The sequence below is a fragment of the Streptomyces sp. cf386 genome (assembly GCF_900103585.1).
In the GTDB taxonomy this organism is placed as follows: domain Bacteria; phylum Actinomycetota; class Actinomycetes; order Streptomycetales; family Streptomycetaceae; genus Streptomyces.
Map to the genome: position 1 here is coordinate 1 of NZ_FNHV01000031.1, position 23,162 is coordinate 23,162.

Sequence of the window (23,162 nt, forward strand, 5' to 3'; positions counted from 1 at the left end):
TCGCTGGACCGGCGTCTGCTGCAGAAGTACGGCAAGGCGACGCCCGAGGCCCTGGTCGAGTCGGCCCTGTGGGAGGCGTCGCTCTTCGAGGAGCACGACTTCCGGGACATCAAGATCTCGGTCAAGCACAATGACCCGGTCGTGATGATCGAGGCGTACCGCCAGCTGGCCGCGCAGTGCGACTACCCCCTCCACCTCGGTGTGACGGAGGCGGGCCCGGCGTTCCAGGGCACGATCAAGTCGGCGGTCGCCTTCGGGGCGCTGCTGGCGCAGGGCATCGGCGACACGATCCGCGTCTCCCTGTCGGCCCCGCCGGTCGAGGAGGTCAAGGTCGGCAACCAGATCCTGGAGTCCCTGAACCTCAAGCAGCGCGGCCTGGAGATCGTCTCCTGCCCGTCCTGCGGCCGTGCCCAGGTCGACGTCTACAAGCTGGCCGAGGAAGTCACCGCGGGCCTGACCGGCATGGAGGTCCCCCTCCGCGTCGCCGTCATGGGCTGCGTGGTGAACGGCCCGGGCGAGGCCCGCGAGGCGGACCTCGGCGTCGCCTCCGGCAACGGCAAGGGCCAGATCTTCGTCAAGGGCGAGGTCATCAAGACCGTCCCCGAATCCAAGATCGTCGAGACCCTCATCGAGGAGGCCATGAAGCTGGCCGAGCAGATGGAGGCGGACGGCGTGGAGTCGGGCGAGCCGTCGGTCGCGGTCGCGGGCTGACGGGGCCTACGTTCCGCTGGGGCGACTTCTCGGCGCCGGTCCGGGCATTTCAGCCCGTCCGGCGTTTGAGGACGAGGCCCCTTCAGGGCCGAAGCGGGGGTCTGGGGGCGGCAGCCCCCCCCAGGGACGGGACCACAGCAGACGGCCACCCCTCAAGGGCCGCCAACCTCCACAGGCAGCGTGGCTCAGCTTCCACAGGTACAGTGCGGAGACCTGCAGTTCCCCGGAGGGCCCCCGCACGTGTTGACCCAGACCACCTCACGGGTGCTCGAACCGAGTGACCTGGACGCCGCGCTCGCCGTCCTCGACCGCGAGCCGGTCGTGAACGCCTTCGTGACGTCCCGCGTCCAGGTCGCCGGCCTCGACCCCTGGCGCCTCGGCGGCGAGATGTGGGGCTGGTACGAGGACGGCATGCTGACGTCCCTGTGCTACGCGGGCGCCAACCTCGTCCCGATCTGCGCGACCTCCCGAGCGGTACGGGCCTTCGCCGACCGCGCCCGGCGCGCGGGTCGTCGCTGCTCCTCCATCGTCGGCCCCGCCGATTCCACCGGCCAGCTGTGGCGCCTGCTGGAACCCGGCTGGGGCCCGGCCCGCGAGGTGCGCTCCCACCAGCCGCTCATGGTCACCGACCGCATGCCGACCGACATCGCCCCGGATCCGTACGTCCGCCGCATCCGCAAGGACGAGATGGAGACGATCATGCCGGCGTGCGTGGCGATGTTCACCGAGGAGGTCGGGGTATCGCCGATGGCCGGCGACGGCGGACTCCTCTACCAGGCCCGGGTCGCCGAACTCGTGGGCTCCGGCCGCTCCTTCGCCCGCCTCGACCAGAACGGCAAGGTGGTCTTCAAGGCGGAGATCGGCGCGGCGACGGACAGGGCGTGCCAGATCCAGGGCGTGTGGGTGGCCCCCGAGTACCGGGGCCAGGGGCTGGCGGTCCCCGGCATGGCGGCGGTCCTGCGCTACGCCCTGGCGGACGTCGCCCCGGTGGTCAGCCTGTACGTGAACGACTTCAACACGGCGGCGAGGCGGACGTATCAGAGGGTCGGCTTCCAAGAGGTCGGCGCCTTCATGAGCGTCCTGTTCTGAAACCCCTTAAGGGCGCGGGGCCGAATCGATATGCGGCTGCCGCCGCGTGAGCGCGAGCAACCACCGACGAGCTGCACCCGGAACACAGCGCGAACCCCCCTGTAGGCTCCCCACCATGCGTCTTCCCGGTCACGGACACCGCCGCCGACCCGACGAGATCGTGATCGGCCCGCTGGAACTTTCGGCCCACGTGGACGAGGCACTGGCCGTCCAAGCGGTCGCGTTCGGCCTGGGCCCGGACGAAGTGGCCGTACGCCGCCAGATCGTCCTGCGCCACATGGCGTACCCGGGAGCAAGGGCCCTCGGCGCGACCACCGCCGACGGACGACTCGCGGGTTTCGTGTACGGCATGCCCAACGACCGCTCCCACTGGTGGTCCACCGTCGTGCAGCCCTACCTCCGGGCCCAGGGCCACGAGGCCTGGCTGGACGACTCCTTCGTCATCACGGAACTGCACGTCCACCCCCGCTACCAGAACCGAGGCGTCGGCCGCTCCCTGATCACCACGATCACGGACAGCGCCGCCGAACCCCGCTCGATCCTCTCGGCGATCGACACCGACAGCCCCGCCCGCGGCCTCTACCACTCCCTCGGCTACACGGACCTCGCCCGCCAGGTCCTCTTCCCCAGCGCCCCGAAGCCGTACGCCGTCATGGGCGCCCCCCTCCCGCTGCGCCGCCGGTAGGCGATGCGCCGCCGCTAACCGATTTCCACCGCCCCGTACCCCCCGGCTAACCTCCTGCCATAACCCAAACCAGCAGGAGTACGAGAACCATGGCGAACGCACCGGTCCAGCGCATGTCCCAGTTGATGGCGAAGACGCTGCGCGACGACCCGGCGGACGCCGAGGTACTCAGCCACAAGCTGCTCGTCCGTGCCGGCTACGTCCGCCGCACGGCGGCCGGTATCTGGTCGTGGCTGCCCCTCGGCAAGCGGGTCCTCGCCAACGTGGAGCGCATCGTCCGCGAGGAGATGGACGCCATCGGCGCCCAGGAGGTGCTGCTCCCCGCGCTGCTGCCGCGTGAGCCGTACGACGCGACCGGCCGCTGGGACGAGTACGGCCCCGAGCTGTTCCGCCTCCAGGACCGCAAGGGCGGCGACTACCTACTCGGCCCGACCCACGAGGAGATCTTCACCCTGCTGGTGAAAGACCAGGCGTCCTCCTACAAGGACCTGCCGGTCATCCTCTACCAGATCCAGCACAAGTACCGTGACGAGGCCCGCCCCCGGGCCGGCATCCTGCGCGGCCGTGAGTTCCTGATGAAGGACTCGTACTCCTTCGACACGGAGGACGAGGGCCTGGCCCAGTCGTACGCCCTGCACCGCCAGGCCTACCAGCGCGTCTTCGAGCGCCTCGGCCTCGACTACCGCATCTGCGCCGCGACCGCCGGCGCGATGGGCGGCTCCAAGTCGGAGGAGTTCCTCGCCCCGGCCGGCGCCGGCGAGGACACCTTCGCGGACTGCCCGAACTGCGACTTCGCGGCCAACACCGAGGCGATCTCGTACGCGCTGAAGCCGGTGGACGCCGACGGCGTGGCCGCTCTCGAAGAGATCCCCACCCCCGACACCCCGACCATCGAGACCCTCGCCGCCCACCTCGGCGTCCCGGCCTCCGCCACCCTGAAGAACCTCCTCGTCAAGGTCGACGGCGAGATCGTCGCCGTCGGTGTCCCCGGCGACCGCGAGGTCGACATGGACAAGGTCGAGGCGCACTTCGCGCCGGCCGTCGTCGAGATGGTCACCGAGGCGGACTTCGCCGGCCGCCCCGACCTGGTGCGCGGGTACGTCGGCCCGCAGGGCCTGGGCGAGAAGGTCAAGTACATCGCCGACCCGCGCGTGGCCCCCGGCACCTCCTGGATCACCGGCGCCAACAAGGACGCCACACACGCCAGGAACGTCGTCGCGGGCCGTGACTTCGAGGTCGGCGAGTACGTCGACGTCGTAGTCGTCCAGGAGGGCGACCCCTGCCCGAACTGCGGCACCGGCCTCAAGCTCGACCGCGCCATCGAGATCGGCCACATCTTCCAGCTGGGCCGCAAGTACGCGGATGCGCTGAAGCTCGACGTCCTCGGCCAGAACGGCAAGCCGGTCCGCGTGACCATGGGCTCCTACGGCATCGGTGTCTCCCGCGCCGTCGCCGCCCTCGCCGAGCAGACCGCCGACGACAAGGGCCTGTGCTGGCCCGCCGAGGTCGCCCCGGCCGACGTGCACGTGGTCGCCGCGGGCAAGGCCCTGCAGACCGAACTCGCCCTCGACGTCTCCGAGAAGCTGGCCACGGCAGGCCTGCGCGTCCTGTGCGACGACCGGGCGGGCGTCTCGCCGGGCGTGAAGTTCACCGACTCGGAGCTGATCGGCGTACCGCAGATCCTGGTGGCCGGGCGGCGCGCGGCCGAGGGCGTCGTCGAGCTCAAGGACCGCAGGACCGGTGAGCGCGAGGAGCTGACGGTGGACGAGGCGATCGCGCGCCTGACCGCGTAGGCGACGGCCTAAAAGGAAGTCCTCAGAAACCTCTCCGGGTAGCTAAAGACATCTCACAGCTTCCCCTCAGGCCGTTCCCCGACCGTAGGACGTGACACAGCGTCACTCGGGAGGGGAACGGTCTTGCGTACCAGGGAACGGGGTGCCGCGGCAGCGGTCCGAAGAGGAGCGCGGCGCACGGCGGCCGCCACGGCGGCGATCACGCTCGCGGCTGCCGCCGGGGTGTTCGCCCTGATCGGCACGATGCAGGCGGACGCCGACACGACGGCGAGCAGCGGCACGCAGACAAGCAGTTCCACATCCACGGACAGCTCGGCCTCCGACAGTACTTCGTCGAGCAGCACGGACGGCTCGAGCGCCGACTCCTCCCTGCAGCCCTCGTCCGACAGCCTCACGTCCTCCTCCGGCGGCTCCACCGACTCCACCTCGGGGGCGTCGTGATGAGCACTGCCCTGCGCACGACCGCCGCCGACTGGCGTGCCCTCGGCACCGGCGTCCGACTGGTCGTCACCGATCCGGCACTGCTGGACTCCTGCAACCTGCTCCTCGCCCGCTACCTGGCCGAGGTCGCTGGTCCGGCCTGGCAGAGGGCCGCGGCGCCTGCCACCACCCCGACGGCACGGTCCGCCTGGTACGCAGCGCCCTGACGACGTTCGCGAGTGAACTCGATGCCCACGCATGTGGATTCTGCGCAGCGACGGACGGTACGCCTCTGCTGCCGATACCTCAGGAGAGCTGACATGGACCACCGCATCGACATCGGCTGGACGGCGTGCGAGGGCGACGGCCTGTGCGCCGAGCTACTTCCCGACCACGTCACGCTGGACGAGTGGGGCTACCCCCTGGTGGACAGCACCCCGGTCCCCGCCCGCACGGTCAAACGAGCCCGCAGAGCAGCGGCTGACTGTCCCGCGTTGGCAATCAAACTGACGGCGAGGGCAGTTCCCTGAAGGGGCGCGGGGAACTGCGCGACCAGCCCCCACGCACCCGCAGACAACACACAACCCCTCAAAGCCACCCGGCAAACTCCAGCAACAACTCCGCATCCTTGGGCCGCCCCACCCTCAGCGCCCGCACTCCGGACTCAACCGCCCGAAACAGCGTCCACCCCCGAAGCCGCTCCTGATCCACATCCAACGACTCCGCAAGCCGCTTCACCCGCCGCCGAGTAATCGCGGCCCCCGACGGCGAGGCGATCAGATCCTCCACCCGATCCCGCACCAACCGCGCCAGATCGAACGCACATTCCCCGACCACCGGATCCGGCCCCACCGCCAACCACGGCATCCGCTCCCCGGCCAACACCTTGGACTGCCGAAACGTCCCGTGCAGCAACCGCATCTCAGGCGGCGCAGCCAACAACTCCTCGCGCGCACCGAGCGCGGCATCCACCAGCGCCGAGACCCCCGCCTCGCCCGACGCGGTCGCCCGCATCGCCTCGGCCTGCCGCCCCGTCCGCTCGGCCACGGTCTCGAAGGCGTACTCGGTCGGCGGATCGACCCACAGCCGCCGCAACGTCCCCGCCGCCTCCAGCAACGCCTTCGCCTCCGGCAACGACCGCACCGACATCTCCGGATGCAGCCGCTCCAACAGCAGCACACCCTCGGTCACGAAGGGTTCCAGCAGTTGTACGGCACCCAGACCGCCCCAGTGCGCGAGCGCGGCCCGCTCGCTCTCCGGGCGGAACCGGGGCGGGGCCAGCTTGAGCACGGCGGGGGTTCCGTCCGCGCGCCGGACCAGCACCACCAGGCTGCTGCGGCCCCCCGGCATCTGCACGCGCTGGGCGGTCAACTCGCGTAGCGCGACGGACTGGCGGGCCGCCTCCGGCAGCTTCTCCAACCAGTCGTCACCGTCCGGTGCCGTCTCACCGAGCGCCCTGACCAGACGCTGCGGCGGTTCGAAAGCCATGCGCGAGTCGTTCCCTTCCCGTACTTCCCGTACGTTCTCTGCGGCTCGCGTCACGCGCTGGGCGCCGCCGATGCCGACGTGGTGCCCGCCCGCTCGGCGAGCCCTGGGAAGGCTACGCTCTCGCCCCGCCAGCGCACCGCCCGCACCGCCGCCTCCCGCAGTGCCTCGGCAGCGGTGCCCCGCAGCGCACCCTCGGCCGCCCGCACCAGGTCGGAGTACACCCCGGCCACCCGGTCCTCCAACTCGGCGGCGAGCCGGACGGCGGCGGCCGAGTCAGACACCGGGAACGGCAGCGCGTACGCGGCGCTCGCGGCGGCCGGCTGGGCGCCAAGGTCGCGCACCTCGCGCGCCAGCGCGTCCCGCCGCGCCCGGTGAGCGTCATACGCAGCGCGTGCTTCCGAGCGCTGCCCCTCGGCGATACGGCCGCCGACGACGCCGTACCCGTACACGGCCGCATGCTCGGCGGTGAGCGCCGCCTGCAGAGCCGTCAGCTGCTCCTTCTTGCCGGTCCCGCTCACTTGGCCCCCTCCGTCAGCAGATACGCGTGCGCCGCCCCGGCCGCCGCCACGGAGGCCAGCAGCCGTGCCAGCTCACCCGGCACATGGAGCAACTCCTTCGCACGCCGGTCCGCGAGCTCACGCTCGGCCGCGGCCAGTTCGGCCAAGGCGCCCTGTTCCGTCGCGGGCACGGTGGCCGACGGAGAGGACGACGGCGATGCCTTCCCGGCCTGCGGCGCCTTGGACACCGTAGAAGAGCTTGCGGACGGTCCGGAGGTTCCGGGGGACCCGGAAGAGCCGCCGCCGAACGCCTCCACATGCCGTACGGCCTGTGCCCGCAACGGCCCCACCAGCTCCGCCAGCACCGGGTGGGCGGCGAGGACGGCGTCGTACCGTGCGACCAGGCCCTCGCTGTCCCGGGCCGCACGCGCGCGTGCCCGTTCGGTGAGCGACGGGCTGCCGCTCGTGGTGCCGTCCGAGTCCTCGGACCCGGAGGAGCAGCCCACCAGCAGGGCGGCCCCGGCGGCAGCCGAGGCGAGCAGGGTTCTTCTGCGCGGCCCCGAGGGGGAGCGCGGCGGCGAGGGGTACGGCACGGCAGACGTCCTCGGGGAACTCGTACGAAACCAGTTGCGAAAGCAGTTACGACAGCGGCTGCGGAACCAGCGGGCCGCAGGCCCGTGATCACGGTACCCGCGCAACCGGACGGCACCACTCATCGGCACCGTTCGTGTGCAGGTGGACGGCAACACTCCCTGCGACCGGATACCCTTTGACCAGACACCGACCCATCCCACAACAGCACACGCGGCCGAGGAGTCACCCGGATGAGCACCACCCAGAGCGAGAGGCTGCGAGAACTACTGGAACCGCTCGTCAGCTCTCAGGGCCTGGATCTCGAAGAGATCGAAGTGGACTCCATCGGACGCAAGCGCGTGCTGCGCGTCGTTGTCGACTCCGACACCGGAGCGGACCTGGACGAGGTCGCCGATGTGAGCCGTGCGCTCTCGGCGAAGCTCGACGAGACGGACGCGATGGGTGAGGGCGAGTACACCCTCGAGGTCGGTACCCCGGGCGCGGAACGCCTCCTCAAGGAGCACCGGCACTACGTACGCGCGGTCGACCGGTTGGTGAAGTTCCAACTGGCCGACGACGGCGAGCTGGTGGCCCGCATCATCAAGGTCGACGACGACGGCCTCGACCTCGAAGTGCCCGGAGTGAAGGGCCGCAAGCCCACCAGCCGCAGACTCGGCTTCCCGGAGATCGACAAGGCGCGCGTGCAGGTCGAGTTCAGCCGCAAGGACAAGAAGGAAGAGGAGGCGTAGCCGTGGACATCGACATGAGTGCCCTGCGGGGCTTGGTGCGGGAGAAGGAGATCTCCTTCCCCCTGCTGGTCGAGGCGATCGAGTCGGCCCTCCTCATCGCCTACCACCGCACCGAGGGAAGCCGCCGCCACGCGCGCGTGGAGCTCAACCGGGAGACCGGCCACGTGACGGTGTGGGCGAAGGAGGATCCCGAGGATCTGGAGGAGGGCCAGGAGGCCCGCGAGTTCGACGACACCCCGTCCGGGTTCGGCCGTATCGCCGCCACCACCGCCAAGCAGGTCATCCTGCAGCGGCTGCGCGACGCCGAGGACGACGCGACGCTCGGCGAGTACGCCGGCCGCGAGGGCGACATCGTCACCGGCGTGGTCCAGCAGGGCCGCGACCCGAAGAACGTCCTCGTGGACATCGGCAAGCTGGAGGCCATCCTGCCGGTGCAGGAGCAGGTCCCGGGCGAGACGTACCCGCACGGCATGCGGATCCGGTCGTACGTCGTTCGGGTGGCGAAGGGCGTCCGCGGGCCGTCCGTCACCCTGTCGCGCACGCACCCCAACCTGGTGAAGAAGCTCTTCGCCCTGGAGGTGCCGGAGATCGCCGACGGGTCGGTGGAGATCGCCGCCATCGCGCGTGAGGCAGGTCACCGCACGAAGATCGCCGTACGGTCCACCCGTTCCGGTCTGAACGCCAAGGGTGCCTGTATCGGCCCCATGGGCGGCCGGGTGCGCAACGTCATGGGCGAGCTGAACGGCGAGAAGATCGACATCGTCGACTGGTCGGACGACCCGGCCGAGATGGTGGCGAACGCGCTGTCGCCGGCCCGGGTCTCCAAGGTGGAGGTCGTGGACATGGCGGCCCGCTCCGCGCGCGTGACGGTGCCCGACTACCAGCTGTCGCTGGCGATCGGCAAGGAAGGGCAGAACGCCCGACTCGCGGCCCGGCTGACCGGCTGGCGGATCGACATCCGCCCGGACACCGAGCAGACCGGGGAATAGATCCAAGCCGCGGGTCGCTTAGATCACGTCAGGTTATCGCCCGGCAACTGTTCGAAGCCTGCCCCAAAGGGGTGAGGTCGGTACGGGGAGGTAGACTTAGCTGTGTCTGGCCGGACACGCGTCCGCGCATGCCCTGAACGCACCTGTGTGGGGTGCCGGGAGCGAGCGGCCAAGGCTGAACTGCTGCGGATCGTGGCGATCAAGGACGAATGCGTCCCTGATCCTCGCGGTACGCTGCCCGGCCGGGGTGCGTATGTACACCCCGCCCTGGTCTGTCTCGACCAGGCGGTACGCCGCCGGGCGTTCACGCGGGCGTTGCGCGCCCCGGGAGCGCTCGACACAAAGGCGTTGCGCCGGCACGTCGAGCAGAGAACAGTTGCTGAGCAGGCAACACCGTAAGAAGCGTCGTGCGGAACCCCCGCGCGGCCCTGGTACCCCGCGAGTTGGAAGTAGGTCGAGATTGCGATGAGCACTCGATGAGCACGCGATGAGTACGCCCATGAAGTAGCGACGGTCCGGACGCACCCGGACCTAAAAGGAGCGAAGTGGCTAAGGTCCGGGTATACGAACTCGCCAAGGAGTTCGGGGTTGAGAGCAAGGTCGTCATGGCCAAGCTCCAAGAACTCGGTGAATTCGTCCGTTCGGCGTCTTCGACCATCGAAGCGCCCGTCGTCCGTAAGTTGACGGACGCCCTCCAGCAGGGCAACGGAGGCGGCAAGCCCGCCCCCGCCCGCAAGGCTGCCCCGGCGAAGCCGGCGGCCCCCTCTCCGGCGCAGGCTGCCCGTCCGGCCGCCCCGCGCCCGCCGGCCCCCAAGCCGGCCGCTGCCGAGAAGCCCGCGGCTGCCGCCCCGGTGACTCCCGGCCCCCGTCCCACTCCGGGTCCGAAGCCCGCGCCGCGGCCCGCCCCGGCGTCCCCGGCTCCGACCACGCCCGAGTTCACGGCGCCCCCGTCGGCTCCCGCCGCGCCGGCCGCCTCCCAGGGCTCCGGTGCCCGTCCGGGCGCCCCGCGTCCGGCCGGCCAGGCCCCCCGTCCCGGCGCCCCGCGTCCGGGCGGCCCCGGCCAGGGTCGTGGCGAGCGTAGTGACCGCGGTGACCGCGGCGACCGTTCCGGCGCTCCGCGTCCGGGTGGCGGCGCCCCGCGTCCCGGTGGTCGTCCGGCCGGTCCCCGTCCGGGCAACAACCCGTTCACCTCTGGTGGCTCCACCGGCATGGCGCGCCCGCAGGCGCCCCGTCCGGGCGGCGCCCCGCGTCCGGGCGGCCCCGGTGCCCCCGGCGCTCCCGGCGGCGCTCCGCGTCCGCAGGGCCAGGGCGGTCCCCGTCCCCAGGGCGGCGCGGGCGGTCCTCGTCCGCAGGCTCCGGGCGGCGCGCGTCCCTCTCCGGGCGGCATGCCCCGCCCGCAGGGTGGCGGCCCCCGTCCCGGCGGCGGCCCCGGCGGTCCGCGTCCCAACCCCGGCATGATGCCGCAGCGTCCCGCTGCCGGCCCGCGTCCCGGCGGCGGTGGCCCCGGTGGCCGTGGTCCCGGTGGCGGTGGCCGTGGTCCCGGTGGCGGCGGTCGCCCCGGTGGCGGCGGCGGCTTCGCCGGTCGTCCCGGTGGTGGCGGTGGCGGCGGCTTCGCCGGCCGTCCCGGCGGTCCGGGTGGCGGCGGTGGCGGCTTCGCCGGTCGTCCGGGTGGTCCCGGTGGCGGTGGCGGCGGTGGCCGTCCCGGCTTCGGCGGTCGTCCCGGCGGTCCCGGTGGCCGTGGTGGCACGCAGGGTGCCTTCGGTCGTCCCGGCGGTCCCGCGCGTCGTGGTCGCAAGTCGAAGCGGCAGAGGCGCCAGGAGTACGAGGCCATGCAGGCCCCGTCGGTCGGCGGCGTGATGCTGCCTCGCGGCAACGGCGAGTCCATTCGCCTGTCGCGCGGTGCGTCGCTCACCGACTTCGCGGAGAAGATCAACGCCAACCCGGCGTCGCTCGTCGCGGTCATGATGAACCTCGGCGAGATGGTCACGGCCACGCAGTCCGTCTCCGACGAGACGCTGCAGCTCCTCGCCGGCGAGATGAACTACACGGTTCAGATCGTCAGCCCCGAGGAAGAGGACCGCGAGCTGCTCGAGTCCTTCGACATCGAGTTCGGCGAGGACGAGGGCGACGAGGAGGACCTGGTGGTCCGTCCGCCGGTCGTCACCGTCATGGGTCACGTCGACCACGGTAAGACCCGACTCCTCGACGCCATCCGCAAGACGAACGTCATCGCGGGCGAGGCCGGCGGCATCACCCAGCACATCGGTGCCTACCAGGTCTCGACCCAGGTCAACGACGAGGACCGCGCGATCACCTTCATCGACACCCCGGGTCACGAGGCGTTCACCGCCATGCGTGCCCGTGGTGCCCGGTCGACGGACATCGCGATCCTGGTCGTCGCGGCCAACGACGGCGTCATGCCGCAGACGGTCGAGGCGCTCAACCACGCCAAGGCGGCCGACGTGCCGATCGTCGTCGCGGTCAACAAGATCGACGTCGAGGGTGCGGACCCGACCAAGGTGCGCGGTCAGCTGACCGAGTACGGCCTGGTGGCCGAGGAGTACGGCGGCGACACGATGTTCGTCGACATCTCCGCCAAGCAGGGTCTGCACATCGACTCCCTGCTGGAGGCCGTGGTCCTCACCGCGGACGCCTCGCTCGACCTGCGGGCCAACCCGAACCAGGACGCGCAGGGTATTTCCATCGAGTCCCGCCTCGACCGCGGCCGCGGTGCCGTGGCGACGGTCCTCGTCCAGCGAGGCACGCTGCGGGTCGGCGACACGATGGTCGTGGGCGACGCCTACGGTCGCGTGCGCGCCATGCTCGACGACAACGGCAACAACGTCGCCGAGGCGGGCCCGTCGACGCCGGTCCAGGTCCTGGGTCTGACCAACGTCCCGGGTGCGGGCGACAACTTCCTGGTGGTGGACGAGGACCGTACGGCCCGTCAGATCGCCGAGAAGCGTGCCGCCCGTGAGCGCAACGCCGCGTTCGCCAAGCGCACGCGCCGCGTCTCGCTCGAGGACCTGGACAAGGTGCTCAAGGCCGGCGAGGTCCAGCAGCTCAACCTCATCATCAAGGGTGACGCTTCTGGTTCCGTCGAGGCCCTCGAGTCCTCGCTGCTCCAGCTGGACGTCGGCGAAGAGGTCGACATCCGCGTCCTGCACCGCGGCGTCGGTGCGGTCACGGAGTCCGACATCGACCTGGCGATGGGCTCCGACGCCATCGTGATCGGCTTCAACGTGCGCGCCGCCGGGCGTGCGCAGCAGATGGCCGAGCGCGAGGGTGTGGACGTCCGGTACTACTCGGTCATCTACCAGGCGATCGAGGAGATCGAGGCGGCCCTCAAGGGCATGCTCAAGCCGGAGTACGAAGAGGTCGAGCTCGGTACGGCGGAGATCCGCGAGGTCTTCAAGTCGTCCAAGCTGGGCAACATCGCGGGTGTTCTCATCCGCTCCGGCGAGGTCAAGCGCAACACCAAGGCGCGCCTCATCCGCGACGGCAAGGTGGTCGCGGAGAACCTCAACATCGAGGGTCTGCGTCGCTTCAAGGACGACGTCACCGAGATCCGCGAAGGGTTCGAGGGCGGTATCAACCTCGGCAACTTCAACGACATCAAGGTCGACGACGTCATCGCGACGTACGAGATGCGCGAGAAGCCGCGGGCGTAAAGCCGACGGTCTGTGCTGGCCGGCGGGACTTCGGTCCCGTCGGCCAGCGCGCCGTTTGCCCGCCGCTTCACGCGGGCACCGTGGCCAGGTCTACGGAGCGTAATATCCGTCGATCGCCCCGGCCCCTTCGTTGTACGGTTTCTGATGTCCCTGGCCACACGGCCGACGGGACCATCGATCCCGTACCGGCGGGTGAACCGGCTACATACATGTACGTGGGGACACTGTCCTTCGATCTCCTTCTCGGCGACGTACGGTCGCTGAAGGAGAAGCGTTCCGTCGTCCGCCCGATCGTCGCCGAGCTCCAGCGCAAGTACGCGGTGAGCGCGGCCGAGGTGGACCACATGGACCTCTACCGGCGGGCCGAGATCGGCATCGCCGTGGTGTCCGGCGACACCGGTCACCTCACCGACGTACTGGACCGGTGCGAACGGCTGGTCGCCGGCCGTCCCGAAGTGGAGCTGCTGTCCGTACGGCGGCGCCTCCACGGTGATCATGACGACTGACGATCAACAGCCAAGAACGAAGAAGAAAGAACGGGAGACGGACCAGTGGCCGACAACGCGCGGGCGAAAAGGCTGGCGGACCTCATCCGAGAGGTGGTGGCCCAGAAGCTGCAGCGCGGGATCAAGGACCCGCGGCTCGGCTCACACGTCACCATCACGGACACCCGCGTCACGGGTGACCTGCGGGAGGCGACCGTCTTCTACACGGTGTACGGGGACGACGAGGAGCGGGCAGCCGCGGCGGCCGGACTGGAGAGCGCCAAGGGCGTTCTCCGCTCGGCCGTCGGTGCGGCCGCGGGCGTGAAGTTCACGCCGACCCTCACCTTCGTCGCCGACGCCCTCCCGGACACCGCTCGGACCATCGAGGACCTCCTCGACAAGGCGCGCCAGTCCGACGAGAAGGTGCGCGAGGTGTCCGCCGGCGCGAAGTACGCCGGTGAGGCGGACCCGTACCGCAAGCCGGGCGCGGAGGACGAGACGGACGGCGACACCGCGGAATGACGCAGAAGCACACCACGCCCGACGGCCTTGTCATCGTCGACAAGCCGTCGGGCTTCACTTCGCACGACGTGGTCGCCAAGATGCGGGGCATCGCCCGCACCCGCCGCGTCGGGCACGCCGGCACCCTCGACCCGATGGCGACGGGTGTCCTCGTCCTCGGCGTCGAGAAGGCGACCAAACTGCTCGGTCATCTGGCCCTGACCGAGAAGGAGTACCTCGGCACCATCCGCCTGGGCCAGACCACGCTCACCGACGACGCAGAGGGCGAGATCACGGGGTCGGCCGACGCCTCGAAGGTCACCCGCGAGGCCGTCGACGCGGGGATCGCCAAGCTGAGCGGCGACATCATGCAGGTGCCGTCCAAGGTCAGCGCCATCAAGATCGACGGAGTGCGCTCCTACAAGCGGGCGAGGGAGGGGGAGGAGTTCGAGATTCCGGCTAGGCCGGTCACGGTCTCGTCCTTCTCCGTCTACGACGTCCGGGACGCCGTCGCCGACGACGGCACCGCCGTCCTCGACCTGGTCGTGTCGGTGGTCTGCTCCTCCGGCACGTACATCCGCGCCCTGGCCCGTGACCTCGGCGCCGACCTCGGCGTCGGCGGCCACCTCACGGCGCTCCGCCGCACCCGCGTCGGCCCGTACAAGCTGGACGCCGCCAAGACCCTGGACCAGCTCCAGCAGGAGCTGACGGTGATGCCGATCGCCGAGGCCGCCACGGCCGCGTTCCCCCGCTGGGACGTGGATGCCAGGCGCGCCCGGCTGCTCACCAACGGGGTGCGCCTCGACATGCCCGACGAGTACGCCGGTGCCGGGCCCGTCGCCGTCTTCGACCCCGAGAGCCGCTTCCTCGCGCTCGTGGAGCAGCAGAAGGGCAAGGCGAAGAGCCTGGCCGTGTTCGGCTGAGGCTCGGGCTCGTGGTGCCTCTTGAGGGTGCCTGCCCGTGGAGCGGCGGTCACGGGGTCGTCCTTTGCCCGCCGCTCCACGGTCCCCCCTCGGTTCCCCCACCCCTAGGGTGTATCCAGCGACCCCCGTCTGTTCACCCGTCTGTGCAGGCGCTCGGAGTGAACCGAGGGAGCGGAAGGGGGCGCGTTCGCCGAGCGATCTGTCCCACTGATCACATCGCACCTACCGTCGAAAACACAGGGCCCAGGCGTATGGGCGTCTGACGTGCGGCGGGGAGGTTCGACGATGGCGGGACGGGGCCCGTGGGCGGGCGGCGACCGCCGGATGCCGGAGACGGCTGGAGCGGCGGCGGGGACGGTCGGAACGGCGGGGGACACACAGTCGGCGCAGGATGCGTGGGATGCGCCGGACGCTGTCGGACGGTCCGAGCAGGACGCCTGCGTACGGCACTCACGTTGCTCCCAGTCCTACGACGACGGCGACGGCCGAGCCCGCGCTCGTGACGACGACCGGGGCCGCGTCCGCGACGACGCGCTGGTCCGCATCCACGACCTGGCCGGGCGACCACGTGGTCTCGGCTTCGCGGCCGACCACCACGGCACGGTCGTCACCAGCCACGAGGTCGTCGACGGCCTGCCCTGGTTGGTCCTGTACGCCGCCGAGAGCGGCCGGAGCTGTGTCGTCGCCGCGAGTGCGGTGACGTCGCTGCCCGTGCTGGGCCTTGCCCTCGTACGCACCGAGGGCCTGGCCGTGGACCCGATGCCGGTGACCGTGCGGGACCGGGTCGAGACCGGGGCGTATGTGCGGATCGCGGCCGGCGGGTGGCGGGAGGCGCGCGTGCTGGGCATGGCGTCGGTGACCTACACGGCGACGGACCGCTGCCATCTCCTCGACGGCGCCCTGGAGTTGGCGATCGGCACGGCCGGCCGGGACGCGCTGCGGCTGGGCGGAGGGGCGGCCGGGGGCCCGGTGCTCGACGCCGGGACCGGAGCGGTGGTGGGCGTCCTCGGCACGGCTCTGCGGTCCGGTGGCCGTGACGCCGGGTTCGCCGTGTCGCTGCTCCCGTCGGCCGACGGGCCGCTCGCCGAGCTGTTCGCCGAGAACGCGGCGACGGTGCCGGCGTACGGCGCCGACCTGAACCTGGCGGGTGTACTGGAACTGACGGCCACGTCGGTCGGGCAGGACGGTCCGCCGGGGACGCTGACGGGCTGTGTGGGCCGGGTGGACACCGGGGGAGTGGGGACGGTCGGGGCGGTGGCCCCGGTCGAACGGGCCTCGGTGGCAACGGAGTTCGACACCTTCACCGAGAGCGGGGCAGCGGTCCTGGGCCTGGTCGGGCCCCCGGGCAGCGGCCGTACGACGGAACTCGCGGCCCTGGCCGCCCGCCGCCACCGCGGACCGGCACCGGCTCCCACCCTGTGGCTGCGCGGCGCCGATCTGAAGGACGACGACGACTCGGTGGCCGACGCCGTGCGCCGGGCGCTGATCCGGGCCGCCCGCATCGTGGCGGCCTCGACCTCGTCCGACCCCGCCCTGCAGGGCGACACGACCCCCGAACGCCTGGCCCACCACTCCCACACCACCGGCCGCCCCCTCCTGCTCCTCCTCGACGGCCCCGAGGAGATGCCCCCACTCCTGGCCCACCGCCTCACGGACTGGACGCAGGGCACGGCGGAGTGGCTGCGGGAGAACGGGGTGCGGTTGGTGGTGGCGTGCAGGGCGGAGTACTGGGAGGGGGCGGGGGCGGAGTTCCCGGAGGAGGTGCTGTACGAGGGGAGTGGGGCTGCTTCGCACGCCGGTTCAGGTACCTCAGCCCCTCCGGGGGAGTTCGAGGACGAGGCCCAGAACTCCCTGCGCCTCCCACCCTGCGTACCGCTCGGCGACCTCACCCCTGACGAGGCCCACCAGGCCCGCGCCCGCTACGGCATCCCGGAAGCCGCCCTGGCCGCCCCCGACGCCCGCCACCCCCTCACCCTCCGCCTCCTCTCCGAGGTTCGCGCCGCCCTCCCGGACACCCCTCACCCCCCACTCGACCGCGACGACGTCCTCTCCGCCCACCTCGACCTCATGTGCCTGCGTATCGCGGTGCGCCTCGCCGCCGAGAACGGCCTCCGCGGCACCGCCGTACGCCGCCTCGCCGCCAGGGTCTCCGGTCAGGTCCACGAGGCCGCCCGCCGCAGCCTCGGCCCGGGGCAGGGAGAGCTGGACCGTACGTCCTTCGAGGCCGTGTTCCCGTGGGGCCCCGCCCCCGCGCGGCTCGGCGGCGGTACCGGGTGGGCGTCCGCCGTCCTCACCGAGGGCCTCCTCGTCCCCGCCGGCAACGGCTACCGCTTCGCCCACGAGGAACTCGCCGACTGGATCCAGGGCATGCACCTCGACCTGGACGAGGCACTCCAGGCCCTGGTCCACCGTCGGCGCACCCACCCCGACGCGGAGCACCCCCTCCCCGTACCGCACCATCGCATCGGACCCGTCGTACAGGCCCTGCTCCTCCTGGACCGTCAGCACGACACCGGCCAACTCGGCCGCCGACTGGAGGAGTTGACGCACGCCCTCGACGCCGACCGGCACTCCTGGTGGGCCGCCCGCCTCCTCGCCGAGACCCTGCTGCGGGTCCCGGACACGACGCCGTATCTGGACGTACTGCGCCTGCTCGCCGACCGCATCGTCACCTGGCGGCACCGAGGACGCCCCGCGCCCCGGGACTTCCACCCCGACTTCTGGACCGCCCTCAGCCTCCCGGACACCGACCGTTTCGACCTCCTCCGCGACCTGGTCCGCGCCGACGGCCCTCCGCAAGAAACGGACACCGTCCCGGACGACGCCCTCCCGCCCACCACAGGCGGCCGCGCACAGGGGCCGACCACCTTCCTCCCTCCCCCTGTCTCGCCCTCCTCCGGCACCCCCCGCTACCTCGACGCCGTAGCGCATCTCCTCGCCGCCACCCCCACCGCCGTACAACGCCACCTCACCCGCTGGTTCGACGACGACCGCCCCCTCCCCGCCACCCCCCACGCGACCGTCGCCCGCGCGGCCCAGGCCCTGCTCTACGCGCACCGCAACCGCGCCCTGGACGACCTCACCGAGACGCTCGTCGACAGTGCGCACCGCAAGGCCGACGAACTCCTCGCCGTGCTGGCCGAGGAGGAACCGTCCGCCATCTGCCGGGCCGTCGACCGCTGGGCGCACGACGAGCGGCCCGCGCGGCGCGTCGCGGCCGTGGCGTACGGACTGCGTGCCGCACCCCATGTCCACAGCGAGGCCGACCGCGAACTGCTCCGCTACGCCGCCCTCGCCCTGCTCGCCCGCCCCGCCGACTGCACCCTGCACAGCGGCGCGGTCGCCCTCCTCGTCCGGGACCCGCGCACCCGTGCCCGCCACCTCCCGCAGGCGCTGGAGCTCTTCGCGTCCGGAGACCCGCAGTTCCCACCCAGTGCCCTGGTCGCCGCCCTGACCACCCACCCCGAACCGGTGCTGGACGCCTTCCGTGAACGCCTGGACCGACCGGACCCCGGGCAGGCGCTGCGCACCCTCGCCGACATCACCACGCCCGGCCTCGCCCTCCGCGCCGGCGCCCTCGTACGGGAGGCGGTCCATCGGCACCCCGAGTCCGCCGCCGACGTGGCCTCGTATGTCGACCGGCGCCTCGACCAGGGGCACGCCGCCCGCGCCGTACTCCTCCCGCTGGTCACCGGCCTGCTGGACGGCGGTACGGAACAGGTGCGGGCCGCCCTCGCCGCCGTACTCGCCACGTCCGGCACCCCCGAGTCCCGCCCGCTGCGCCGAGAACTCCGCGACTTCCTCCTCGCCCACGAACGCGCCCCCGCCGTCCTGGACGCCTTCCTGCACGCCACCGTCCAGCGGGGCGACGAGAGGGTGGACGAGGACCTCCGTGGCCTGGTCCATCACACCGGCCTGCTCCTCGTCCGTACCCCGGACGGCGCGGCCCGCTTCGACCGGGGCCTGGTCGACCTGGGCCGCCGCGTCCCGGGCTTCGCCGCGCAGGTCGCCGGCTGGCTGACCGACGCCCCGCAGGAGTGGTCCGCGGTGGTCGGACCGAGCTCCCGCCGCATGATCGAGAACCTGGCCGGCGGACGAGTCCCCGCCTGACCGGCACGTCCGTGCGTGCACCCGGTCACACCTCCATGCCGATGCGGGCCCGAGGCGTCCGGCATGGCACCCTTAGACCTGCGTAAGAGCGTGTGAGGCAAAGACGGACACGGGTTCGACGGGTTCGACGAGTTTGCGACAAGGAGCAGGCACAGTGCAGCGCTGGCGTGGCTTGGAGGACATCCCCCAGGACTGGGGGCGCAGCGTCGTCACCATCGGCTCCTACGACGGAGTCCACCGCGGACACCAGCTGATCATCCGGCATGCCGTGGACCGCGCGCGTGAGCTGGGCGTTCCCGTCGTCGTCGTCACCTTCGACCCGCACCCCAGCGAGGTCGTCCGCCCCGGCAGTCACCCGCCCCTGCTCGCCCCGCACCACCGCCGCGCCGAGCTGATGGGCGAACTGGGCGTCGACGCGGTCCTGATCCTGCCGTTCACGACCGAGTTCTCGAAGCTGTCGCCGGCCGAGTTCGTGGTCAAGGTCCTGGTCGACAAGCTGCACGCCAAGGCGGTCGTCGAGGGCCCGAACTTCCGCTTCGGCCACCGCGCGGCGGGCAACGTCGAGTTCCTCGTCGAGCAGGGCAAGGTCTACGACTTCGAGGTCGAGGTCGTCGACCTGTACGTGACCGGTGAGGCGGGCGGCGGCGAGCCGTTCTCCTCGACCCTGACCCGGCGCCTGGTCTCCGAGGGCGACGTCGAGGGCGCCGGCGAGATCCTGGGCCGTCCGCACCGCGTGGAGGGTGTCGTCGTACGAGGTGCTCAGCGGGGGCGGGAGCTCGGTTTCCCGACCGCCAACGTGGAGACCCTGCCGCACACCGCCATCCCCGCCGACGGTGTCTACGCCGGCTGGCTGCACGCGCAGGGCGAGGCGATGCCGGCCGCGATCTCCGTCGGCACGAACCCGCAGTTCGACGGCACGGAGCGGACGGTGGAGGCGTACGCGATCGACCGGGTCGGGCTGGATCTGTACGGCCTGCACGTCGCCGTCGACTTCCTCGCCTACGTCCGCGGCCAGGCGAAGTTCGACTCGCTGGAGGCCCTGCTGGAGCAGATGGCCGAGGACGTCAAGCGCTGCCGTGAGCTGATCGAGGCCGCCGAGTCCCGCGGCTGAACCCGGGCGGCGCGTCAACGCCGGAGGGCCGACACCGTGACGGTGCCGGCCCTCTCGCCGTTTCGGACGCTCCGCTACTGCTGCTGTGGCGGCATCTGCCCCGGAGGGAACCCCGGATGCGGCTGCCCGCCGCCGGTCTGGTCGTACGGCTGCTGGGTGAACCCGGGCTGCTGAGGCGGGCCGGACTGCCAGGGCTGGCCGGGCTGGACGCCGGGAGGGCCCTGGAACGGCTGTCCGCCCTGGGTCTGGTGGCCGGGCATCGGGGGCGCCATGGTCGGCGGCGGGTTGTTTCCGTCGCCCGTCCACAGACCCTGCTCCTGCTGAGCCCGTACGAAGTCCTCGGCCACCATGGTGGCCAGCTCGAAGTACGCCTCGCGAACCTTCGGCCGCATCATGTCGAGGTCGACCTCGGCACCCGCCGCCAGATGCTCGTCGAACGGCACGACGATCACACCACGGCAGCGCTGCTCGAAGTGGTTGACGATGTCCTCGACCTTGATCATCTTGCCGGTCTCGCGGACTCCGGAGATCACGGTGATGGACCGCGAGACCAAGGCCGCGTACCCGTGCGCCGACAGCCAGTCGAGCGTCGTACTGGCACTGCTCGCCCCGTCCACGGACGGCGTCGAGATGATGATCAACTGGTCGGCGAGGTCGAGCACGCCGCGCATGGCGCTGTAGAGCAGACCCGTACCCGAGTCCGTGAGGATGATCGGGTACTGCCTGCCCAGGATGTCGATCGCGCGCCGGTAGTCCTCGTCGTTGAACGTCGTGGACACGGCCGGGTCCACGTCGTTGGCGATGATCTCGAGGCCCGACGGCGCCTGCGACGTGAACCGGCGAATGTCCATGTACGAGTTGAGGTACGGGATCGCCTGGACGAGGTCGCGGATGGTGGCGCCGGTCTCCCGCCGTACCCGGCGGCCGAGCGTGCCGGCGTCCGGGTTGGCGTCGATCGCGAGGATCTTGTCCTGCCGCTCGGTGGCGAGCGTGGAGCCCAGGGCGGTGGTCGTGGTCGTCTTGCCCACGCCGCCCTTGAGGCTGATGACCGCGATGCGGTAGCAGGAGAGCACCGGAGTACGGATCAGGTCGAGCTTGCGCTGCCTCTCCTGCTCCTCCTTCTTCCCGCCGATCTTGAACTTCCCCGCGCCGGGGGTGGGACGGCTGCTCTTGGCCTTCTGCTTCCGGCTGTTGACCAGCCGGTCGGAGGTCAGCTCGACGGCGGCGTTGTAGCCGAGCGGCGCGCCCGGACCGACCTGGCTGCGCTGGTCCTGCTGCGGCCAGGCGGCACCGGTGCGGGGGTCCACTCCGGGCTGGCCGGGGGCCTGGGCGTAGGGCTGCTGGGCCTGCGGCGGCTGACCCGGGTGCGCCTGTGCCTGCGGCTGGGCAGGGGCCTGCGGCGGAGGCGCCACGGGCTGACCCTGCTGCGGGTGGGGCTGCTGCGGGTGCTGCTGCTGGGGCTGGGCGGCGGGGGGCTGCTGTGGGTAGCCGTAGGCGCCCTGCGGCGGCTGGGGTGCGGGCTGCTGTGGGTAGCCGTACGCGCCTTGCGGGTTCTGGGGTGCGGGCTGCTGTGGATAGCCGTAACCGCCCTGCGGCGGCTGGGGCGCGGGCTGCTGCGGGTAGCCGTAGGCGCCTTGCGGGTTCTGGGGTGCGGGCTGCTGCGGGTAGCCGTAACCGCCTTGCGGGTTCTGGGGAGCGGCGTGCGGCGGGAAGCCTTCGCCGCCGTGCGGGGCCGCGTTGGCAGCCGGGGGCTGGGCAGGGGCCTGGGCCGGGGGCTGCTGTGCGCTGGCCGGCCAGCCGGGCGGCGCGGACTGCGGTGCCTGGGGCTGGGCAGCCGGCGGCTGAGCGGACGCGGGCGGGACGGCGGGCTGTTGCTGCGGCTGCCCGGGCGCCGCCGACCACTCCGGTGCGCCGGTCGGTGCGGCGCTGGACGCCGGTGCGGGTGCCCCGCCCGTGGCCGCCGACGGGAACTCGGGCGGGAGCGGGGGGACGGTCCCTTGCGGGGCGGGCGGCGGAGTCCAGCCAGCGGAAGGGTCCTGCTGGGGAGGAGCCTGCGGGGCTGCGGCCTGCGCAGGAGCGGCCTGAGGGGCTGCGGCCTGCTGCTGTACGTCGCTCGGCGCGGTGGAGTCGCTTCCGGCGGGCGCGGCACCCTGTGCCTGTGCCTGTGCCTGTGCCTGTGCCTGTGCCTGTGGCTGCGGTTCGGCGGGGCCTGCTTCGGCCTCGCCGGTCGGGGCGGCGGCCGTGCCTCCGGCGCTGTCCGAACCCTCTGCAGTGATGTCGTTGGCGGCGCCCGGCCCTTGCTGGGCGTCTGCCGCCCCAGCACCGTCAGCCGCGTTCTGCCCGGCCGCTCCGCCCTCGTTGGGGTCGGCCGCGGGTGCGGCGCTGCTGGGGGTCGGCTCGGCCTGCGCGGCGGCATCCGCCGGCGCGGGCGCTCCCGGCGGCACCTGGGTGCCCTCGGCGGGAGTCGCTGATGTGGTGCCGCTGTCGTGCGCGGCGGAAGCCTCGTTCGTCGCCGGGGCGACCGGTGCGGCGGCGGGTTCCTGGACGTCACCGGTCGTGGCCTGGCCGGAAGCCGCGGCTGTGCCGGACGACGGAACTCCGGTACCGCTCCCCGTGTCCCAGCTGCCGGAATTCCCGGCACCGACAGCAAATCCGGCACCGTCGGAACCGCCGGTCTGGACACCGGACGGCCCCGGAACCTCGGGGGCCACCGGCGGCGGGGTGCTCGGTGCGGGGTGGTTCGGCGCCACGTTCGGGTTCGGCGGCACGTTCTGATTGGGGGCCAGGTACTGATTCGGGGCCGCGTTGGGATTCGCCGCCCACGGGGCAGGCGGCGTCGCACCAGCCGCACCCGCTGACGGGTCGAACTGTCCGCCGTGACCGGTACCTGCGTGCGGAGCCGGTACGCCGCCGCCTGCTGTCGCAGAACCGGACGTATCGCCGTAACCAGGATGGGGCGCGGGGGGCTGCTGGACGGGGGCGGCAGGAGGGGCGGGGGCAGGGGCAGCGGGAGCCGCGGGAGGCGCGGGCGTGGGAGCCGTCGCCTCTCCGGTGGGCGCCGCGCCCTGGGTGTACCAGGCAGGCGCGGCGTAGTCGATGGTGAACTCACCCGTCATCTCGACGGCGGACTCCGCGTCGGACTGGTCATCGCTGGGCGTGGTCCAGCCCGCCCGCAGCCCGTCCCGATCGCTCTGCACAATTCCTCCTGGTGTGGTCTAGCACCCTCATGCCCTGGGGGCACTCATGTGCCGGGCTGGGGGCGACCGTTCCTGTTGTCCGATCCGCTGGTTTCCCCTGGACGCGAACAACCCACCCGGGGGTTCCGACGTCGCACCCGCATCAAGCGTAAACGCCACAGGTGTCAGCA

At 72.0% G+C, this 23,162-nt stretch carries 20 protein-coding genes; 16 read left to right on the forward strand and 4 right to left on the reverse strand.

What is annotated here, in order from left to right; all coding sequences use genetic code 11:
• The 7 genes from BLU79_RS43315 to BLU79_RS43345 all read left to right on the forward strand — a co-directional run.
• Nucleotides 1-711, forward strand: a 711-nt coding sequence (locus tag BLU79_RS43315) for a flavodoxin-dependent (E)-4-hydroxy-3-methylbut-2-enyl-diphosphate synthase (protein ID WP_177001416.1), incomplete at its 5' end; no start/stop codon positions are given.
• A gap of 240 nt (nucleotides 712-951) precedes the next feature.
• Nucleotides 952-1,800 (forward strand): GNAT family N-acetyltransferase, encoded by an 849-nt coding sequence (locus tag BLU79_RS43320; RefSeq protein WP_093911557.1) that lies wholly within the window; start codon nucleotides 952-954, stop codon nucleotides 1,798-1,800.
• A gap of 115 nt (nucleotides 1,801-1,915) precedes the next feature.
• A complete protein-coding gene (locus BLU79_RS43325) occupies nucleotides 1,916-2,485 on the forward strand; it encodes a GNAT family N-acetyltransferase (RefSeq protein ID WP_093911558.1) in 570 nt (189 codons plus the stop codon).
• 89 nt (nucleotides 2,486-2,574) lie between these two features.
• Nucleotides 2,575-4,278 carry a proline--tRNA ligase gene (locus BLU79_RS43330; protein WP_093911559.1) on the forward strand — a complete coding sequence of 568 codons (1,704 nt, stop codon included), beginning with the start codon at nucleotides 2,575-2,577 and terminating at the stop codon, nucleotides 4,276-4,278.
• A 123-nt stretch (nucleotides 4,279-4,401) separates the two neighbouring features.
• Nucleotides 4,402-4,719, forward strand: coding sequence for a hypothetical protein (locus tag BLU79_RS48520; RefSeq protein WP_177001417.1), 318 nt, complete (start codon nucleotides 4,402-4,404; stop codon nucleotides 4,717-4,719).
• Nucleotides 4,719-4,925, forward strand: a complete 207-nt coding sequence (locus BLU79_RS49550) for a hypothetical protein (RefSeq protein WP_093911560.1) — start codon at nucleotides 4,719-4,721, stop codon at nucleotides 4,923-4,925. Before BLU79_RS48520 ends, BLU79_RS49550 begins: the two co-directional genes overlap by 1 nt.
• A 93-nt stretch (nucleotides 4,926-5,018) precedes the next feature.
• A complete protein-coding gene (locus BLU79_RS43345) occupies nucleotides 5,019-5,228 on the forward strand; it encodes a ferredoxin (protein WP_093911561.1) in 210 nt (69 codons plus the stop codon).
• A 58-nt stretch (nucleotides 5,229-5,286) separates the two neighbouring features.
• On the opposite strand, the gene BLU79_RS43350 is transcribed toward BLU79_RS43345, so the two are convergent.
• From BLU79_RS43350 to BLU79_RS43360, 3 genes are read right to left on the reverse strand one after another with little or no spacing between them, the layout of a single operon-like run.
• Nucleotides 5,287-6,186: an aminoglycoside phosphotransferase family protein gene (locus BLU79_RS43350; RefSeq protein WP_093911562.1), complete on the reverse strand. Its 900-nt coding sequence runs from the start codon at nucleotides 6,184-6,186 to the stop codon at nucleotides 5,287-5,289.
• A 50-nt stretch (nucleotides 6,187-6,236) separates the two neighbouring features.
• The gene (locus tag BLU79_RS43355) at nucleotides 6,237-6,704 is read right to left on the reverse strand and encodes a ferritin-like domain-containing protein (RefSeq protein WP_093911563.1); all 468 of its coding nucleotides are present in this window, start codon (nucleotides 6,702-6,704) and stop codon (nucleotides 6,237-6,239) included.
• Nucleotides 6,701-7,276: a hypothetical protein gene (locus BLU79_RS43360; RefSeq protein ID WP_093911564.1), complete on the reverse strand. Its 576-nt coding sequence runs from the start codon at nucleotides 7,274-7,276 to the stop codon at nucleotides 6,701-6,703. The genes BLU79_RS43355 and BLU79_RS43360 overlap by 4 nt, the downstream gene beginning before the upstream one ends.
• A 231-nt stretch (nucleotides 7,277-7,507) precedes the next feature.
• On the opposite strand from BLU79_RS43360, the gene rimP reads away from it, so the two are divergent.
• From rimP to BLU79_RS43405, 9 genes are all read left to right on the forward strand, one after another.
• Nucleotides 7,508-8,005, forward strand: a complete 498-nt coding sequence (gene rimP, locus BLU79_RS43365) for a ribosome maturation factor RimP (RefSeq protein WP_093911565.1) — start codon at nucleotides 7,508-7,510, stop codon at nucleotides 8,003-8,005.
• 2 nt (nucleotides 8,006-8,007) lie between these two features.
• Nucleotides 8,008-8,994 carry a transcription termination factor NusA gene (gene nusA / locus BLU79_RS43370; protein WP_093911566.1) on the forward strand — a complete coding sequence of 329 codons (987 nt, stop codon included), beginning with the start codon at nucleotides 8,008-8,010 and terminating at the stop codon, nucleotides 8,992-8,994.
• Between the two features lie 102 nt (nucleotides 8,995-9,096).
• Nucleotides 9,097-9,393 (forward strand): YlxR family protein, encoded by a 297-nt coding sequence (locus tag BLU79_RS43375; RefSeq protein WP_093911567.1) that lies wholly within the window; start codon nucleotides 9,097-9,099, stop codon nucleotides 9,391-9,393.
• 146 nt (nucleotides 9,394-9,539) lie between these two features.
• Nucleotides 9,540-12,665 (forward strand): translation initiation factor IF-2, encoded by a 3,126-nt coding sequence (gene infB / locus BLU79_RS43380; protein WP_093911568.1) that lies wholly within the window; start codon nucleotides 9,540-9,542, stop codon nucleotides 12,663-12,665.
• 209 nt (nucleotides 12,666-12,874) lie between these two features.
• Nucleotides 12,875-13,171 (forward strand): DUF503 domain-containing protein, encoded by a 297-nt coding sequence (locus BLU79_RS43385; protein WP_093911569.1) that lies wholly within the window; start codon nucleotides 12,875-12,877, stop codon nucleotides 13,169-13,171.
• Nucleotides 13,172-13,216: 45 nt separating this feature from the next.
• Complete coding sequence (gene rbfA, locus BLU79_RS43390) at nucleotides 13,217-13,672, forward strand: 30S ribosome-binding factor RbfA (protein ID WP_031484943.1); 456 nt, start codon at nucleotides 13,217-13,219, stop codon at nucleotides 13,670-13,672.
• A complete protein-coding gene (truB, locus tag BLU79_RS43395) occupies nucleotides 13,669-14,574 on the forward strand; it encodes a tRNA pseudouridine(55) synthase TruB (RefSeq protein ID WP_093911570.1) in 906 nt (301 codons plus the stop codon). Before rbfA ends, truB begins: the two co-directional genes overlap by 4 nt.
• A gap of 534 nt (nucleotides 14,575-15,108) precedes the next feature.
• Nucleotides 15,109-18,684, forward strand: coding sequence for a trypsin-like peptidase domain-containing protein (locus tag BLU79_RS43400; RefSeq protein WP_093911626.1), 3,576 nt, complete (start codon nucleotides 15,109-15,111; stop codon nucleotides 18,682-18,684).
• Between the two features lie 154 nt (nucleotides 18,685-18,838).
• Complete coding sequence (locus BLU79_RS43405) at nucleotides 18,839-19,795, forward strand: bifunctional riboflavin kinase/FAD synthetase (RefSeq protein WP_093911571.1); 957 nt, start codon at nucleotides 18,839-18,841, stop codon at nucleotides 19,793-19,795.
• A gap of 74 nt (nucleotides 19,796-19,869) precedes the next feature.
• Here the strand turns inward: BLU79_RS43405 and BLU79_RS43410 are convergent, their stop codons facing one another.
• Nucleotides 19,870-22,992 carry an SCO5717 family growth-regulating ATPase gene (locus BLU79_RS43410; RefSeq protein WP_093911572.1) on the reverse strand — a complete coding sequence of 1,041 codons (3,123 nt, stop codon included), beginning with the start codon at nucleotides 22,990-22,992 and terminating at the stop codon, nucleotides 19,870-19,872.
• Between the last annotated feature and the right edge of the window lie 170 nt (nucleotides 22,993-23,162).

Excerpts from the sequence above, each read along its gene's own strand:
- BLU79_RS43325 (WP_093911558.1), top strand. The coding sequence starts at position 1,916 with ATGCGTCTTCCCGGTCACGGACACCGCCGCCGACCCGACGAGATCGTG.
- BLU79_RS43330 (WP_093911559.1), top strand. The coding sequence starts at position 2,575 with ATGGCGAACGCACCGGTCCAGCGCATGTCCCAGTTGATGGCGAAGACG.
- BLU79_RS49550 (WP_093911560.1), top strand. The coding sequence starts at position 4,719 with ATGAGCACTGCCCTGCGCACGACCGCCGCCGACTGGCGTGCCCTCGGC.
- BLU79_RS43345 (WP_093911561.1), top strand. The coding sequence starts at position 5,019 with ATGGACCACCGCATCGACATCGGCTGGACGGCGTGCGAGGGCGACGGC.
- BLU79_RS43350 (WP_093911562.1), bottom strand. The coding sequence starts at position 6,186 with ATGGCTTTCGAACCGCCGCAGCGTCTGGTCAGGGCGCTCGGTGAGACG.
- rimP (WP_093911565.1), top strand. The coding sequence starts at position 7,508 with ATGAGCACCACCCAGAGCGAGAGGCTGCGAGAACTACTGGAACCGCTC.
- BLU79_RS43385 (WP_093911569.1), top strand. The coding sequence starts at position 12,875 with ATGTACGTGGGGACACTGTCCTTCGATCTCCTTCTCGGCGACGTACGG.
- truB (WP_093911570.1), top strand. The coding sequence starts at position 13,669 with ATGACGCAGAAGCACACCACGCCCGACGGCCTTGTCATCGTCGACAAG.